The organism is Bacillus sp. FSL K6-0972, from assembly GCF_037976035.1.
Lineage (GTDB): Bacteria > Bacillota > Bacilli > Bacillales > Bacillaceae > Bacillus > Bacillus haynesii.
Window position 1 is genome coordinate 3,547,799 of the sequence record NZ_CP150260.1, and the last position, 16,709, is coordinate 3,564,507.

General features: G+C 46.0%; 19 protein-coding genes. 8 read left to right on the forward strand and 11 right to left on the reverse strand.

Annotated features, from left to right (window positions below; all coding sequences use genetic code 11):
* Positions 1–207: 207 nt before the first annotated feature.
* Together MKX80_RS18170 and MKX80_RS18175 are read left to right on the forward strand one after the other, a co-directional pair.
* Positions 208–882 (forward strand): response regulator transcription factor, encoded by a 675-nt coding sequence (locus MKX80_RS18170; RefSeq protein WP_234112258.1) that lies wholly within the window; start codon positions 208–210, stop codon positions 880–882.
* Entirely contained in the window at positions 879–2,225 is a 1,347-nt protein-coding gene (locus MKX80_RS18175) for a HAMP domain-containing sensor histidine kinase (protein ID WP_154998336.1), read from the forward strand. The genes MKX80_RS18170 and MKX80_RS18175 overlap by 4 nt, the downstream gene beginning before the upstream one ends.
* Before the next feature lie 23 nt (positions 2,226–2,248).
* On the opposite strand, the gene spxO is transcribed toward MKX80_RS18175, so the two are convergent.
* A complete protein-coding gene (spxO, locus tag MKX80_RS18180; RefSeq protein WP_023856228.1) occupies positions 2,249–2,413 on the reverse strand; it encodes an anti-adapter protein SpxO in 165 nt (54 codons plus the stop codon).
* Between the two features lie 187 nt (positions 2,414–2,600).
* Between spxO and MKX80_RS18185 the strand changes: the two genes are divergently transcribed.
* Complete coding sequence (locus MKX80_RS18185; protein WP_154998334.1) at positions 2,601–3,485, forward strand: TetR/AcrR family transcriptional regulator; 885 nt, start codon at positions 2,601–2,603, stop codon at positions 3,483–3,485.
* A 45-nt stretch (positions 3,486–3,530) separates the two neighbouring features.
* On the opposite strand, the gene fumC is transcribed toward MKX80_RS18185, so the two are convergent.
* Positions 3,531–4,919 (reverse strand): class II fumarate hydratase, encoded by a 1,389-nt coding sequence (gene fumC / locus MKX80_RS18190; RefSeq protein ID WP_154998332.1) that lies wholly within the window; start codon positions 4,917–4,919, stop codon positions 3,531–3,533.
* Positions 4,920–5,002: 83 nt separating this feature from the next.
* Positions 5,003–5,170: a YvzF family protein gene (locus tag MKX80_RS18195; RefSeq protein WP_020452898.1), complete on the reverse strand. Its 168-nt coding sequence runs from the start codon at positions 5,168–5,170 to the stop codon at positions 5,003–5,005.
* Positions 5,171–5,296: 126 nt separating this feature from the next.
* Between MKX80_RS18195 and MKX80_RS18200 the strand changes: the two genes are divergently transcribed.
* Genes MKX80_RS18200 through MKX80_RS18215 form a run of 4 tightly spaced genes read left to right on the forward strand, consistent with a single transcriptional unit; the run spans position 5,297 to position 9,353 of the window.
* On the forward strand, positions 5,297–6,739 hold the full coding sequence (locus tag MKX80_RS18200; RefSeq protein WP_154998330.1) for a spore germination protein: 1,443 nt from the start codon (positions 5,297–5,299) through the stop codon (positions 6,737–6,739).
* Complete coding sequence (locus tag MKX80_RS18205) at positions 6,708–7,808, forward strand: endospore germination permease (RefSeq protein ID WP_154998328.1); 1,101 nt, start codon at positions 6,708–6,710, stop codon at positions 7,806–7,808. The genes MKX80_RS18200 and MKX80_RS18205 overlap by 32 nt, the downstream gene beginning before the upstream one ends.
* Positions 7,805–8,926: a Ger(x)C family spore germination protein gene (locus MKX80_RS18210; RefSeq protein ID WP_154998326.1), complete on the forward strand. Its 1,122-nt coding sequence runs from the start codon at positions 7,805–7,807 to the stop codon at positions 8,924–8,926. The genes MKX80_RS18205 and MKX80_RS18210 overlap by 4 nt, the downstream gene beginning before the upstream one ends.
* 43 nt (positions 8,927–8,969) lie before the next feature.
* Positions 8,970–9,353, forward strand: coding sequence for a hypothetical protein (locus MKX80_RS18215; RefSeq protein WP_154998324.1), 384 nt, complete (start codon positions 8,970–8,972; stop codon positions 9,351–9,353).
* A 37-nt stretch (positions 9,354–9,390) separates the two neighbouring features.
* Here MKX80_RS18215 and MKX80_RS18220 read toward each other — a convergent pair whose 3' ends face one another.
* The 8 genes from MKX80_RS18220 to MKX80_RS18255 all read right to left on the reverse strand — a co-directional run bounded on the left by MKX80_RS18220 (position 9,391) and on the right by MKX80_RS18255 (position 15,749).
* Positions 9,391–10,026, reverse strand: a complete 636-nt coding sequence (locus MKX80_RS18220; protein ID WP_154998322.1) for a response regulator transcription factor — start codon at positions 10,024–10,026, stop codon at positions 9,391–9,393.
* A gap of 3 nt (positions 10,027–10,029) precedes the next feature.
* A complete protein-coding gene (gene liaS, locus MKX80_RS18225; protein ID WP_154998320.1) occupies positions 10,030–11,094 on the reverse strand; it encodes a two-component system sensor histidine kinase LiaS in 1,065 nt (354 codons plus the stop codon).
* Complete coding sequence (gene liaF / locus MKX80_RS18230) at positions 11,091–11,822, reverse strand: cell wall-active antibiotics response protein LiaF (protein ID WP_234112260.1); 732 nt, start codon at positions 11,820–11,822, stop codon at positions 11,091–11,093. Before liaF ends, liaS begins: the two co-directional genes overlap by 4 nt.
* Before the next feature lie 30 nt (positions 11,823–11,852).
* Positions 11,853–12,716 carry a DUF4097 domain-containing protein gene (locus tag MKX80_RS18235; protein WP_182070086.1) on the reverse strand — a complete coding sequence of 288 codons (864 nt, stop codon included), beginning with the start codon at positions 12,714–12,716 and terminating at the stop codon, positions 11,853–11,855.
* A 106-nt stretch (positions 12,717–12,822) separates the two neighbouring features.
* The gene (locus MKX80_RS18240) at positions 12,823–13,506 is read right to left on the reverse strand and encodes a PspA/IM30 family protein (protein WP_154998316.1); all 684 of its coding nucleotides are present in this window, start codon (positions 13,504–13,506) and stop codon (positions 12,823–12,825) included.
* 21 nt (positions 13,507–13,527) lie between these two features.
* A complete protein-coding gene (locus MKX80_RS18245; RefSeq protein WP_154998314.1) occupies positions 13,528–13,914 on the reverse strand; it encodes a protein liaI in 387 nt (128 codons plus the stop codon).
* 172 nt (positions 13,915–14,086) lie between these two features.
* Positions 14,087–15,040 (reverse strand): pectinesterase family protein, encoded by a 954-nt coding sequence (locus tag MKX80_RS18250; protein ID WP_234112261.1) that lies wholly within the window; start codon positions 15,038–15,040, stop codon positions 14,087–14,089.
* Positions 15,041–15,170: 130 nt separating this feature from the next.
* Positions 15,171–15,749 (reverse strand): cob(I)yrinic acid a,c-diamide adenosyltransferase, encoded by a 579-nt coding sequence (locus MKX80_RS18255; protein WP_154998311.1) that lies wholly within the window; start codon positions 15,747–15,749, stop codon positions 15,171–15,173.
* Between the two features lie 187 nt (positions 15,750–15,936).
* Between MKX80_RS18255 and MKX80_RS18260 the strand changes: the two genes are divergently transcribed.
* Positions 15,937–16,683, forward strand: a complete 747-nt coding sequence (locus MKX80_RS18260) for an SDR family NAD(P)-dependent oxidoreductase (protein ID WP_154998309.1) — start codon at positions 15,937–15,939, stop codon at positions 16,681–16,683.
* The last annotated feature ends 26 nt before the right edge of the window (positions 16,684–16,709 follow it).

A 16,709-nucleotide genomic window follows, 5' to 3' on the forward strand; every position in this document is an offset into this window, starting at 1 on the left:
CAACTATCGCAAATGGCATAAAAGCTTTAACATCCACAAAAAAAGAGACCCGGCCGTCGTTCACTCTGTGTTCATTCCCTTTCTTCCCTGATAAATATGTTACGAAAACATTGTGGGATAAAAATGAAAAGAATATGTGAAATTATGAAAATTGACCAGTCTTATGTTAAAACTAGTATAATGACGTAGAAAGGATGTGAACCGCCCTTGTCATACTCCATTTATCTAGTTGAAGATGAAGAGAATTTAAATGAATTGCTGACAAAATACTTAGAGAGTGAAGGCTGGCACGTCACTTCTTTTCTAAACGGCGAAAGTGCCAGGCAAAAAATAGGCCAGTCACCTCATTTATGGATTCTCGATATCATGTTACCAGATATCGACGGGTATACGCTAATAAAAGAAATAAAAAAACAAGATCCGGAAGTCCCCGTCATCTTCATTTCTGCGCGCGATGCCGATATTGACAGAGTGCTGGGGCTTGAGCTGGGAAGCAGTGACTATATATCTAAGCCGTTTCTCCCCAGGGAGCTGATCATCCGCGTCCAAAAGCTGCTCAAGCTGATATATAAAGAAGAACCGAGAGAGAAGAAAAAAGGAACGCCGATTTCCTGCTATGAAGTCTATGAAAACTTGAGAGAAGTCTATGAAAATGGCAGCATGATCAATTTGACGTCAAAGGAATTTGATCTTCTGCTTCTATTTATAAACAACCAGGGCCGCGCCTTTTCAAGGGAGGATATCCTCACCAGCGTCTGGGGAGATGATTACTTCGGAACCGACCGCGTCGTCGACGATCTTGTCAGAAGGCTGCGCAAGAAAATGCCCGAACTGAAAGTGGAAACCATCTACGGGTTCGGCTACAGGATGTTGAAATCATGAAGAACAGGTCACTCGCCTTTCAAATTTGGAGTGTCATTTGCGGCATCCTGTTAACGGTCTCGATTTTGCTGACGTTTTTATTCTCGACGACACTGCAGAACTTTTTTACTGATGAAATTTATACAAACATTGAAAATGAACAGCATGTTCTGACGGAATACGGATTTTCCGATTCACCGGAAAGAGGCTTCGGCGGAAGCGGCGGATCGCGAAGTACAAACCGCCACGTTCAGCACGTCCTGCTGCCTGAGAAAGGAACCGTCTATCAGAGCCCGCAGATTCTCCCCGATTCATTTATCGAGAAGGTTCAGAAGCTCGGCAAAAGACAGGACGAGTCATCGAAAAGGTATTCGGAGAATGTCAATGGAGAGCACGTTTTCTTTGTGCTCAAAAAAATCCAGACCCAGGACCAGACGTTTCTGCTGTTGTCCTATGCGCTTGATTCATACAGGGACGATTTGTCACATACGCTGTTTAAGCAGCTGCTGTTTATTTTGATCGTCGTCATTTTGCTGAGCTGGATTCCTTCAATCTGGCTGGCGAAATATTTATCAAGACCGCTCGTCACGCTCGAAAAGCACGTCAAACAAATCTCTAAACAGGATTGGGATGATCCCGTGATTGTCGACAGGGAAGACGAAATCGGCAAGCTGGGGCACACTATTGAAGACATGCGGCAAAAGCTCATCCAGAAAGATGAGACAGAACGCACGCTCCTGCAAAACATCTCCCACGATCTGAAAACGCCGGTCATGGTCATCCGCGGGTATACCCAGTCGATCAAAGACGGCATTTACCCTAAAGGAGATTTGGAAAACACGATTGAAGTCATTGAAGGCGAAGCGGAAAAACTCGAAAAGAAAATCAAAGATCTTCTTTATTTAACAAAGCTTGATTATTTGCTGAGACAAGAAAGACAGTACGGAACTTTTGATATACAAGAGGTCATTAAAGAAGTTGTTGAACGCTTGAGATGGTCCAAAAAAGAATTGAACTGGAAGATTGATCTTGAAGAGGAAACAATGTTGACGGGCGATCAAGAACAATGGAGCAAGCTGTTGGAAAACGTTCTTGAAAACCAGATCCGCTATGCGGAGTCATGCATTGAAATCAGCGTCAGGTCGACGAAAAAACATACGTTGATCACCATTAAAAATGACGGACCACACATTGAAGAAGAGATGCTTTCCAGCCTATATGAGCCTTTTAATAAAGGGAAGAAAGGCGAATTCGGCATTGGACTCAGCATCGTTAAACGAATCTTAACGCTCCACCATGCTGACATGACCATTCGGAATGATCAAACCGGTGTGTGCTACTCAATATCCGTTCCGCGAAATTAGACTGTAGACGCTGCAGTCTTTTTTCATATAAACGAATAGCCGTTGAAATCCCGGTAGCTCGGCTTCATCGTGTTTTTTGGCTTTTTCATCCATTTCTTTTCGCACAGGACGTGCTTTGGATATTTGACTTTGTCTACCTTAATTCCCCTGCTGCGCAGGCGCCTGATCATGTCATCGATTTCTTTCATCAACATTCACCCTTTCTCCACAAATTTTGACCACTCGGTCACCTTACTTTATAATATAAATAATATCAAACAAAAAAACAAGTTACAATCTAGTTAAAAATATAACGGAGCAAAAAAAGTGACCCATCAGTCACCCCGGTTCGCCGAAAGCCGCTTTCGGGTTCGATCTTTCAGGAAGGTGAAAGCCATGAAACAAAAAGAGAAAGTCATTATTGAAACAGCCATCAAACTTTTCGCAAAAAAAGGATACAGTTCTACTTCAGTCCAGGAGATTGCAAAAGAGTGCCAAATGTCAAAAGGAGCTTTCTACATTTATTTTAAATCAAAGGAAGCGCTCCTCCTTTCAGTCCTTCACTACTACTATGAAAGAATCTTTACCCGAATCCAGAAAATCAAAACAGAGCATAACAATCCGCGCGATGTGTACCGGATGCAACTCGTCGTTTTTTTCGAAAACATTTTGGAGCATAAAGAGTTTATCACGATGCAGTTTAATGAGCGGTCAATGCCGATCAATGAAGAAATTGAAGCGTTTGCGAAAAAAATGCGGAGAACCACGCTCAGGCTGCACATCGAAAACATCCAGAACATTTACGGCAAAGACATTGAACCGTACAGCGCCGAACTGTGCTTTATGATCAACGGAATGAGCGATGTCTACCTTGAGCTGATGATTTTGCTGCACCATTCGTTCGACCTGCAGTCTCTTGCCGACCACATGCTGAACCGCCTCGATGATTTGGCGAAGGGGATGATCAAGCGCAATGACCAGCCGCTGATCTCGTTCGAAAAAGCAGACGAATGGTTCGGCCCGTTTTACACATTTGATCCGCTGAAGGACGCCCTGCTCAATGAAATGCGCGTCAAAGCGAACAAGCAGTACAACGGCGCTCCTCCTGCCGACCTTGCCGAAAGCCTGGATATTCTGGAGAAAGAGCTGAGAAAAGAAAAGCGCAAAAACGTCATCATCAAAGGCATGATATCCAACTTGAAGGAATATCCCGCGATTCGAAAAGAAACGGACAAACTCGCTGAATTGATCAAAAAAGACATGCACCATCCGCACGGATGATCTGCAAAACAAAACCGGCTGCAATGCATGCAGCCGGTTTGTTGTTTATGCTTTCGGTTTCACCATTTCTTCAGGTTTTACAACTTCGTCGAACTGCTCCTCTGTTAAAAGGTTCAGCTTGAGAGCTGCTTCTTTCAGTGTCAGCCCCTCTTTATGGGCCAGCTTCGCGATTTTCGCCGCATTTTCGTATCCGATATGCGGGTTTAAAGCCGTAACCAGCATGAGAGAGTTGGTTAGGTTCTTTTCAATTGTTTCCCGATTAGGCTCGATTCCTACCGCACACTTGTCATGGAATGAATTCATGCCGTCGGCAAGAAGCTGAACGGATTGCAGGAAGTTGTAAATAATCACCGGTTTAAAGACGTTTAGCTCAAAGTTCCCCTGGCTTGCAGCAAAGCCGATCGTTGCGTCATTCCCCATGATCTGGGATGCGACCATTGTCAGCGCTTCGCTTTGCGTAGGGTTGACTTTTCCAGGCATAATCGAGCTTCCCGGCTCATTTTCCGGAATAAGCAGTTCGCCGATTCCGCAGCGCGGTCCGCTTGCAAGCCATCTGACATCATTGGCGATTTTCATGAGATCTGCCGCAAGCGCTTTTAGTGCCCCATGCACGTGTGTCAGTTCATCATGGCTTGTCAGCGCATGAAACTTATTAGGCGAGCTTTTGAATGTCTGTCCGGTCAGGGCGCTGATCTCTTGGGCAACGGTGCTTCCGAATTCAGGGTGAGCATTAATGCCTGTTCCCACGGCAGTTCCGCCAATGGCAAGGTCGCGGATTTTTTCAGCCGCTTCAAGAACCATCTCTTTAGAGCGGTCCAGCATGTATACCCAGCCGCTGATTTCCTGTCCCAATGTCAGCGGTGTCGCATCCTGCAAATGAGTGCGGCCGATTTTGACAATGTCTTTGAACGCTTCAGCTTTTTCATGCAACGTGCTTCTCAAGCGGTCAATCGCCGGGATCAGTTTATCGTGAATGGCGAGGACAGCAGCCACGTGCATCGCTGTCGGGAATGTGTCGTTAGAGCTTTGGCTGCGGTTGACATCATCATTCGGATGAATCTTCAAGCTTGATCCTTTTTCCTGCAAATAAGCCGTTCCCCTGTTTGCCACGACTTCATTCATATTCATGTTGCTCTGTGTTCCGCTGCCGGTCTGCCAGACGACGAGCGGAAAATGGCTGTCATACTTTCCTTCTAAAATATCATCGCATACGGAAACAATCGCTTCCCTTTTTTCCGCTTCAAGATTTCCAAGCTTTTCATTGGCAATCGCAGCGCTTCTTTTCAAGATTGCAAACGCATACACAATTTCCTGCGGCATTTTCTCAGAACCGATTTTAAAGTTCTCCTTGCTTCTTTGGGTTTGGGCTCCCCAAAACTTATCAGCGGGAACCTTGACTTCACCCATCGTATCTTTTTCAATTCTGTAGTCCACTTTCGTATCCCTTCCTTCTATAAATCTGCGATATTCTATAGTTCGATAAAAATCGATAAAACCCTTCCATTTAAATTTTATCTTTATTTTAATTTTAGCTCAATATAAACTCGGGAATCTTTTGCATATTTATATTTCGGGTTTGTCTTGCCGTATTCTTTCGATACATATGAAACCTCATAATGCTTAGAAAAAGATTGGATAATGCGTTCAATCTCTTCCGGTTTCCCCGTAAGCCTGATCTGCGCCAACTTTTCTCACTCCGTCTCTGTTCAATGAAAATTTCACCAAACACTACTGTAACACAGTATATTGTTTTTTTAACAGGAAAAGATAACCTATATCAAACTCCAGAAACACCAGGGCAGGTGACGATCATGACTCAGTCGGAATTCAAAGAACACATCCATGAAAATCTCGCAATGCTCCTTCCCCATCTCGAGCACAACGATGATCTGATTCAAAATAAAAAAATGCTGAAAAACGGAATTATTTTTTATTTTTTGTACTTTAAAGATTTGAATGACGACAAGAAAATCCAGAAAGCTGCGAAATTGCTGGTCTCCGATGACAGCTCTTATTCATTGGAGGATGTCCGGCTCCGTTTAAATAAGCTGAATGCGGAACCTGTCACAAAAGAGAAAGACGCAATCAACGCGATCTTTAAAGGAAAGTGCCTGCTCTTGATCAATGGCATGAATGTTATTTTTACATTGCCGACAGCCGAGAAAAAGAAAAGAAGCCTTGGAGAAGTGAATACGGAAAACGTCGTCAGAGGCCCGAAAGTCGGTTTTATCGAGGATGTCGATACAAATGTGGCCCTGGTCAGGCAGCGTGTCCCGGATAAAGAACTGACCGTTGAAAAAGTCCCGCTCGGCAAGAGCAAGTTTAAAGACGCGACCATTCTCTATATCCAGGGCAAAGCGGACGATTCGATCATTAAAGATCTTAAAAAACGCCTGAAGAAGGTTCGGCTGGATGATATTCAAGATTCGGGCGTTCTTGAAGAGTTAATCGAGGATAATAAGTACTCGCCGTTTCCGCAGATCCAGAACACCGAAAGGCCTGACAAGGTTTCTTCAGCGTTGTTTAATGGACGGATCGCAATCTTTGTTGATTACTCGCCATTTGCCTTGATCGTGCCTGCTTCTTTCGGAATGGTGATGCAGTCCCCGGACGATTTTTATGAAAGGTGGATCGCTACCACCTTGATTCGATTTCTCCGGTTCAGCTCAATTTTCATCACCCTGTTCCTGTCGGCGTTTTATATTTCGCTTGTGTCTTTTCATCAAGGTATGCTGCCGACGGCTCTCGCTGTTACGATCGCAAGCACGCGCGAAAATGTGCCGTTTCCTCCGCTCCTTGAAGCGCTGATTATGGAAGTGACGATTGAGCTTTTACGGGAAGCAGGGCTGCGGCTTCCCAATCCGCTAGGTCAGACGATCGGCCTCGTGGGAGGCGTCGTCATCGGCCAGGCGGCGGTCGAAGCTAATATCGTCAGCTCCGTGATGGTGATCATCGTCAGCATTATCGCCCTTGCTTCTTTTACTGTGCCGCAGTACGGCATGGGTCTGTCGTTTCGTGTGCTTCGTTTTATTTCCATGGTGACTGCAGCCGTGTTCGGGCTTTACGGGATTATATTATGCATGCTCGTCATCTTCACCCATTTGGTCAGGCAAAGAAGCTTCGGCATCCCGTATTTTAACCCGAACCATTTTTTCAGCTTAAAACATACGGATGAAGCCATCATTCGTCTGCCAACAAAAGACCGGGAGGTGAACCCTAAAAATGAATCCAAAAAATCAGCACGATCGGATTAGCACGTATGAAGCCGCTTCGATCATTACGAGCACAATGCTCGGTGCAGGCCTGCTGACGCTGCCCAGGGCGCTGACGCAAAAGACGCTGTCGCCCGACGGATGGATCGTATTACTCTTAGAGGGGCTCGTCTTTTTTCTCATTATCTACATCAATGCCAAAATCGTTAAAAAACACAACGTCCTGTCTTTTTTTGATTACACAAGAGAAGGCTGCGGCTTTATGATCGGGAATATTCTCAACCTTTTAATCGTTTTATACTTCATGGGCGTGGCCAGCTTTGAAGCGAGAGCAATGGCGGAAATGGCAAAGTTTTTCCTTCTTCAGTTCACGCCGATGAGCGTGACGATTTTTGCTTTTATCGTCTGTGCGATTTATTTGGTCGTCGGGGGTATCAGCGATATGTCAAAGATATTCCCGTTCTTCCTGTCCGTTACCATTGTCATTCTTTTAATCGTCTACGGACTGAGCCTGAATATGTTTCAGCTGAACCATTTGCGGCCGGTCCTCGGCCTTGGATTGGAACCGGTCAGCAGAGCTTTGACGGTGGTTTCCATTTCATTTTTAGGGGTGGAGCTGATGATGTTTCTGCCGAAATACGTCAAAAACAAAGAAAAGCTTTTTAAGGCATCTGCGATCGGATTTGGGATCCCGCTTTTCTTATATACCCTCACCTTTGTGGTCGTTGTCGGGGCGCTGACCGCGACTGAGGTTATGACGTTGACATGGCCGACGATCTCGTTATTTCAGTCTTTTGAGATAAGAGGAATTTTCATCGAACGGTTCGAATCTTTTTTGCTCGTCATTTGGACGATCCAGTTTTTCACAACGTTTGTCGTCTATACGTACTTTGCCGCTTCAGGACTTGAAAACGTGTTCGGATGGCCTGTGAAAAAAAATGTCCTCTTCATCGGCGCCATTATCTATCTGGCATCTCTTGTACCCCAGGACGCCAATCAGGTGGTCGCCTTCAGCGATTACCTTGGGTATATCTTTATCGTTGTTTTCTGTGCGCTCCCGCTGCTGATCTTTTTGCTCGTGTCCGTCAAAAGGAGGTTTACATCTTCGTGAAAAAAAAGGGAATGTTAGCAGCCTTGTCCCTGCTTCTCCTTTTAACAGGCTGCTGGGACAGCAGGCAGATCGAAGAGCTCAGCATTGCCATCGGTCTTGGTGTGGATAAAGGCGAGAACGATAAAAAGGTGAAATTAACGTATCAGTTTATTGTTCCTAAAAAAATCGGACAAGACGGCAGCGCTCAGGACCCGACCAAAGTGGTGTCCACCTCCGGAAACACGGTTCATCAAACCATCCGTTCCACCGCTTTGAAAAATTTCCCGGTATTCTCGCAGCATCTGCAAGTTCTGATTTTCTCGGAGGAGCTTGTATCCGATATTTCGCTGGAAGCGTTGATCAATCAATTTATTAGGGACAACAGCATCAGAAGGAGCAGTGAAGTCTATATGACGCCCGGAGCGGCCGACAGCATATTGAAGGTTGATGATGCAGGTGATCCCGCGTCTGACGTGATCCACAGCATCTCTGAAAACAGAGCTTCAACGATCAAGCTGCTGAAACCTGTCACATTGAACGACATTTCGATCAAAATGCAGTCTGATTTATCTTATATCATGCCGAAGGTTGTCACCGAGAAAGGGCAGCTCCAGCTTGAAGGCGGCGCCGTCATCAAAAACAACAGATACCATGCAAACCTTTCGCCCCCTCAGATCGAAGCGCTGAATTTATTAACGGGTAATGTCATCGGCGGGGTGATCGACTCCAGGCATGATGGACATTTGTTCTCGTATGAAGTGTTTTCGATGACCCACCGTGTACGGACGATGAGGCAGAACGGAAAGTACAAATTTGTCATCAATGCCAATATTAAAGGAAGGCTGTCAGAGGACTGGTATCTGGGAGAGGATTCTTTTAATGATCAATATATTAAAAACATAGAAAAATCGGTTCAAAAAGACATCGAAAAGCGGGTTGAACAGCTGATCCATGTCCTGCAGCACGATATCAAAACGGACGTCACCGATCTTTCCGACAATGCGCGGATCAATTTTCCGAAGGAATGGGAAAGAGACAGATCCAATTGGGATAAGCACTTCAGCGAAGCCTATATCGACTATCATATCAAAGCGACGATTCAGGACTTTGGGACAAAAGGTGCGACAAAAAGCAGATAGCGGCCCGTTTTTCTGATAGAATGTGTTTGAAAGGGTGATGAGCTTGAAGCGGATATTGCACATGACAGGCATTTTTTTGATTGCAGCGGCTATCATTCTGTCCGGATTCATTATCAGTGATGTCGCTTATGATCCGTTTATGGAGGATTCGCAGTCGATGCTTTTCTTTACGATCGGCACATACCTCACCACTCCGTTTTTTTGCTTCATTGGCGGATTCATTTTGCTAGGCATCGGCAAATTGATCGACTTGCAGGAGAAACACAACGCCATAGTGGCCGAGCGGCTCGACATCATCTGCCAAAATGGCACAGCTGGCGAACATGCACGCGAAGAAAACGAGACCGCCCAACTTACCGCCCGCACGGTTGAAACAGATTCATTCACTCTTCCTGCCGCTGAGGACCGAAAATACTGGAACGGCTGAAAAACGGCTTTCTTGAGAAAGCTGTTTTTTTGTTTGATCAGTCGACAAGTTTGTTTCGGTGGGCGTAGACTGCGGCTTGTGTCCGGTCGTCGACTTCAAGCTTGGAAAGGATGTTCGTCACATGCGTTTTAACTGTTTTAATGGTGATAAATAATTCTTCGGCAATATCTTTGTTTGTTTTGCCTTCTGCTACAAGTTTGAGGATTTCCAATTCTCTTGCCGTCAGCGATTGATGAAGGGGCTGTTCGCCGGCTGAGTGTCTCAGCTTGGACAATACTTTTCCTGCGACTTTGGCTTCAAGCTTTGGTTCTCCTACGCTCGCAGCCCTGATCGCATCGGCGATTTCACTCGCTTTCGACGTTTTCAGCAAATAGCTGAGCGCTCCGGCTTCGATGACCGGATAGACCTTGTCATCATCAACGAAGCTCGTCAGAACGATGATTTTCGGATCGGCAAGCTGCCGGGAGATTTCTTTCGTGGCCTCAATTCCGTCCATCCCTTCCATTACAAGATCCATCAAAATCACGTCGGGTTTGGTTTCAAGCGCCAATTCAACGCCGTGCTTTCCGTCTGAAGCCTCTCCAATCACTTCAATATCAGGCTGGGATTCCAGGAAAGCGGCCAGCCCCATTCTTACCATCTCATGATCATCAATTAACAATACTCGAATCACCTTTTAAGCCTCTCCTTTTTGTTGTTCAAAAATCGGAACCTTTACATCAACTTGTGTTCCTTTTCCCGTAAATGAAATGATTTCGGCCACTCCGCCGACTTCGCTGGCTCTTTCCTTGATCGAGTTCAGCCCGTACGAAGATGTTTTGACGGCGTCCATCTTAAATCCTTCACCATTGTCTATGACTTTCAACTGGAGCTGATTGTTCCTGAGCAGAAGTCTGACGGTGACTTTTGTCGCTTTTGAATGCCGGAACACGTTTGAGAGCGCTTCTTGAACGATCCTGAACAGGTGGTCTTCCACACCTTTCGGAAGTTTGCCCGCATCCTCGATCTCCCAATCGATGTCAATCGACTGTTTCGCTTTAAATTCTTCCAAAAGGTCTGCAAGCCCTTCTTTTAGACCTTTCCCTTCAAGCGTAACAGGTCGTAAATGCAAAAGCAGCGCCCGCATTTCATTCTGGGCATCGGCCGCCATTTTTTCGACCATTTTCAGCCTTTGGGCGAGCTTTTCGTCAGCGGCAGCGTCGATTCCCTCCAATACGGCTGAAGTCATCATGGAAATCGCAAACAGCTGCTGGCTCACCGCATCATGCAATTCGCGCGCGAGACGCTGCCGCTCTTCGGAGATCACCGATTTTTTCATTTGATCCTGCCATTCCGCTCTCTCATTGGACAGCTTTTGCAAAGAGGCAACCTGTCTTTCGATCCGTTTGGCCATCTCATTGAGCTGGTCGGCGGCCAGCCCGATCTCATCGTCTCCAAGCGACGGAATCCTGTAGGCAAAGTTGCCGTTTTCGTACTTTAGAATAGACTCGATCAGCTTTTCAAGCCGTTTTTTCAGCTGATTGCCGAACATATAGCCTGAGCCGAATCCAACAGCGGCGCTGATCAATGCGAGAAGCGCGATAAACGGAATCCCGAACCACCTGGAAACGATAAGTACACTCGGATCCAGCTGGTAGTAAAACAGCATAAAGCCCAATACTGCAATAAAAATCGTAAAGCTGACACCAAGGGATAAGCGGACGGCGCGCCATTGAATGTTTGCAAGTCTGTTTGTTCTCATATGAACCGCACATCCACATCGCCGATAAACAGCGAAATCGAAATTTTGACCCGTCGTGCCGACTGCTCGTAATTCTCTGTCTCGGAATAGATTTGATTGCCGATGCCGCTTTTTCGGCCGCCGATGACGTCAATGTCTCCAACGAATGCAGAAGAGCTGATGGACACCTCAAGATCGGACGGAATGTAAATATCGACATCTCCGATCAACCCCGTAATGACGATGGTGTTTTCTCCCTCTGAAATAATCGCCTTTGACAAATCGATTTTCACGTCACCGATAAACCCGGAGATATTCAAGTCATTTAAGTCAAAAGGTGTTTTCATCAATTTTACATCACCGAAAAAGAAGCTGCGCTGTCCCGGGCTGTTCTTCTCCTGAAGCGGCTTGGAATCCGCCTTTTCCTTTCCTCTTCCTTTCGGCTTATGACGGTCAAATACCGGCTGATTTGTCACCAGCCGGTACCCCGCATAAATTAAGAAAGCTGCAAAGAAAAAGCCGAACAGGCTGAATGTAATGCTGAAGATGTCTTTTAACAGCAGAAAGCCTGCAAAAATATACATGACAGACCCGAGCCAGCGGCGGGAATATTTGTGGAGAAAATACCCGGCAAAAAGGAAAGCGAGCGGCCAGAATAACGCGTCTCCAAGCCCGCTGTTTTGCAAAAATATGCTGATTCCGAAGAGAACAATGATCAGTCCGATCAATTGGTTTTTTGTAAGACGCATGCTGACTCGAGCCCCCTTTCTTCTTGTCGATTACTCAATTGAGACATTCCCGCTCGTGATGGAGATGTCGATTTTATTTTTTCCATTTCCTTTTTTTCCAGTCAGCGTCCGTTTCTCATTGGTCACTTTGTCAAATGAATAGGAATGATTGATGTTCCCGCTTGTCGACTCGGCTTCAAGACTGATATCAGCATCATCGGGAAGTTTGAGCTTGGTGTTTCCGGATGTCTGTTTGATGCTCAGAGGATCGTTAATCTCTGTAAAAGAAGCACGCAAATTGCCCGAAGTCTGTTTGATGCTGAGTCTGCCGGTGACATTTTCAAGTTTTGTATTACCGGATGTGGAGCGGATGTCAGCAGTTGCCGTTTGAACGTTTTCCAGCCTGACCGACCCTGACGTCCCTTTTACAGAAAGGTTTTGCGCCTGAAGGTCATCGGCCTTGAGGCTGCCGCTTCCCGACTTTAAGGCTACATTTCGCAAATGCAGACCGCCGCCGGACAGTTTGACATTTCCGCTTCCCGAAGAAATCGCCAGATCATCTTGATAATCAGAAGGGACCTTGACAATCAGCTCATTTTTCTTCCAGAAAAACGGCCAAAAGCCTTTCGAATGAGCGGAAAGCTGAAGTGTACGCCCCTGTTCTGACGAATCAAGCCGGACGTTTTTCCCTGAAATCTCGGCTTTTATATCATCGCGGTTTTCAGCTTGAATGTTGACTGTTATACTCTTTGCATCAATGTCAATTTTATCGATGTCTTTTGCCTGTGCATGGTATGTGCGGGCTGACTCGTCATCGAAGCCGAAGAAAGAAAAGCCTTCACGCCCATTAAACATCATGCCGGCAAGGATGAGAATGCCGGCGATGATCAGCAGTTTTCCAACCGTTTTTTTCATGTGGATAATCCTTTCGGCTAATAAGTGTATGCTCCTTATTATAAGGAAAATGAACTTTGAAAGAAATCAAAAATTGCATAAGGGGCCTGTGAGAGCCCCTATTCGTTTATGCATTTCCCGCATGTGTCTGCTTCTCCAAGCCTGTCTTTTCAGCCCTCATTTTTTCCAGCTCTTCTTCCACCTCTCTTGCATACTCAAGGCGGCCGAATGGGCTGCTTGATGAAGCGGATAATTCAGCATAGCTGTTCACCTTTGTTTCCATCTCTTCAATGCGGTTTTCCACTCTCATAAATTCCCGGTAGGCACTTTCGCTGTCGATTTTATTAAATGATGCATTCATATGTTCTTTCGCTTTCACCGCGTTTGCCCTGGCAATTAGCGCATGCTTGCGGTCTTTGATATCGCGCAGTTTAACCTCAAGTGTCTCCAGCTGTTCCTTTAATTCGGCAAGCTGCTTTTTCGCGTGCTGGTGAGCGTCCTTGTATTCAGCAGCTTTTTCTTCAAAATACTTCATTTCTGAGAGCGCCTTTTTAGCAAGTTCTTCTTCACCTGCATCGAAAGCTAGCTGAGCTTGGTTTCTTCGCTTGACAACAAGCTTTTCGGCTTCTTCCACTTTTCCTTTAAAACTATGTTCAATTGTCTGCTGCTTAACGATGGTATGCTTCGCCTTGGCAATATCGCTTTCCATGTCGCGTACGTATTGATTCAGCATCACCCGGGGGTTCTCAAGTTTATCCAATCCTTCATTTACTGATGCGACAAACATGTCTCTGATTCTTTTTAAAGCCATGATCTCGTCCTCCCAAAATATTTATTTATTCTTTTTCAAAAACTCTTCCCACTCTGCATCAAAGCCTGTGTCATATGAAGCAGCGGCAGGCTCCGTTTTCTCTGAATAAAGGATGTCATCCTGTTTGTCATCCTGCTTCATCATTTTCCATCCGAAATAAACCATGGCTGCAGCAAGCGCGATGCCGATCAGAAACGGCAATGACCCTCCCAAAAACATGATGCCGAAGATCGCAGCCAGTACCGCGGCAAACTGGCGGCCTTCCTTCCATTTTTTTACGGAATAGAATAGAAGCAATGCCCCAATAGCACCTGTAACCAATCCGCCGAAATGGCCTCCGCCGAAGAACAGGGAGACGCCAAAAAGGATTAGAAAAAAGCCGATGATGGACTTCCCATTTATATTCATATTTACTCCTCCTTTCTCGTTCATGTCTTCACTATAGTCAATTTCAGGCTTCGACAAAACGAGTCACAGATTGATTTTGCCGTACGACCAGGGTCGTATGGCACATCGGACCCGCTCGCATAAAAAGACCGCTCATCCCAGCCAGAGAGCGGTCTTTCTGCACTTTCTTCTGCTATGATTTCACCTTAGGATTCCAGCCGTCCAGTACATTTTCAACTGTCCATTTCTCAGCCTCATGATCGGCAAGCTGCCTTCGGTCCTCATGCGAAATCGCACCCGGACCCGTATTCCCGTATTCGTACAATCTGGCATCGGCTGCAGAAAAGCCTGACATATCCGTCCATCCCTCAGGCTTGATGTGTGCGCCTAAATCGCAGCGGTGATATAACACACTGGCGATGGCGTCGGGGTCTCCTCCCGGATGCCAAGGACGCCCGAGGTATACCGTTCCAGCCGCGGCATCGCTTGTCAGTCTGCAGTTTGTCAACAATAAGCCGAACGGCTTCGCGATATGCGTGCTCGCAGCTGTCACATAACCGTTGTTGGTAGCGGACCCCCGGTCAGCGCTATGAATCTGGCACTCTTCAAATACAGCTCTTGCTCCTCCGAAAATGAAGTCGACATCACCTTCTATATAGCATTGATAAAAATATTGCGTACCGTCATTGACAAACAGTGTATCTTGTCTTCCTATAAACCTGACATGTTTGAACGTCATCCTGTTTCCTTTCGTATAAACCGCCACCGCTTGCGTGCCGGTCGTGTCGACTTTTGTGCGGTCGAACGAGTTTTCAAACGTCAGATTTTCGGCTTCAACATGATCCGCATATATAAACACACTTGAACTTCCGGTCGTACCGTATTTCCCTCCTCCTTCCTTTTCTTTCCCCGCATAGTTGTCATACGTAATCACAGTCTCGTAACGATTTTCGCCGATCAGCTTCACAAACGGCTTTGTAGCCGGAATATGAACGACTTCTTTGTAAACCCCTTTTTTGATGAATATTACTTTCTGTTCCCGACTGTACTCTGGCAAAGCATCGATCGCCTCTTGAACGGTTTGAAATTCGCCGTCTCCATCCTTCGAAACCGTCAGCCGTATAGCAGCTGCCTCCCGATTGACCACTTGAACACTCCCTCTCTTTGAAAACGCTTACTTAAAGTTTACGACAAAAAGCCGTTTTCCCCTGCCGGAAAACGGCTTGATCTGATCAATTGGCCCGTTTCTGTTCGATAACAATTGGTGAATGGCTCATTCATAATTTTTTCTTTGTCCGGAATACGTCAGCGCTTCGTTCATATTCAACATCGACTTCCCCGAGCCGGTGGTTGACAATGCGCGCCGCCGCAAATAAATAATCGGACAGCCGGTTGACGTATGGCAGCGCAAGCGGCGGAATGTCTTCTTCTTTGGCCAAAGCGACAATCTTTCGTTCAGCTCTTCTGATGACCGTTCTCGCTGCATGCAAAAATGATGCCGCTTCTGTTCCGCCCGGAAGAATAAACTTGGTCAGCTGCGGCGCTTCCTCGACATAGGCGTCAATCCGTTCTTCAAGCATCGTGATCGATTCAGCCTTCAGCTTGCCTTCTTCCTGAACATTGACATGCGCTAAATCACTGCCGCAGTCGAACAGCTCATGCTGGATAGCGATCAACTCTGACAGAATATCTTGAAACAGCGCTTCTTCCGCTTTTAAATAAGACTGAGCCAGCCCGATGAAACTGTTTGCTTCATCCAGTGTGCCATACGCTTCCACTCTAAGATGATCTTTATCCGCCTTTCCGCCAATTAAACTCGTTTTTCCCTGATCGCCTGTTTTTGTATATAGTTTCATTTCATACTCCTCTCTTGATCACTTTTCCTTATAGTATACCCTGTTTATAACAGCTGCATAGATCGTTTCATTATGAAACACAAAATTCAGGAACAATCATCCAAAAACAAAGTTTTGTTGAATAAAGAAACACTCACTTTTATAATAGAAATGTAAACGGTTTTATTCAAAGACAGGTGGGATGAGGATGGAATTGAATCAGCAAACGGCCATTATCACCGGTGCAAGCCGCGGCATCGGCAGAGCCATTGCAGAGACGCTTGCGGATAAAGGAGCAAATATCGTCATCAATGGGACAAACGAAGAATTGCTCAAGTCCCTGTGCACACAATTGAATACCGAGAGAAAGTGCGCTTCTTATGTTGCAGGTGATGCAAGTTTGCCAGAAACAGCCTCGCTTCTCATCGCTGAGGCAAAACAGCAGTTTGGACGAATCGATATTTTGGTCAACAATGCCGGCATTAATTTGCGCAAAACGACCGTTGATACGTCGCTTGAAGAGTGGAAAAGAGTGATAGATTTGAATTTAACCGGCACCTTTCTCATGTGTCAGGCTATCATCCCGGAAATGATCATGCAGGGCGGCGGAAAAATCGTGAACATGAGCTCAACGACGAGCAAAACACCGCATCACAATGCCTCTCCTGCATACGGTGCTTCGAAAGCAGGCATCAACTATTTAACGATGCATTTGGCAAAGGAGCTCGCTTCACACCGCATTCATGTCAACGCCGTCTGCCCGGGGCCGATTGAAACGGATATGAGCAAGCAGTGGAGCGAGGAGTATCGTGCAGCAGTCGTCGAACGGATTCCGCTGAAAATGATTGGCTCACCAGAGCATGTCGCAAACGTTGTCGCCTTCCTAGCCTCTGACAAATCTGACTTTATGACGGGCGAAACCATTAATATTAACGGCGGCACCTACATGAACTAAAAAGAAGAGCCTTTTTGAAGGCTCTT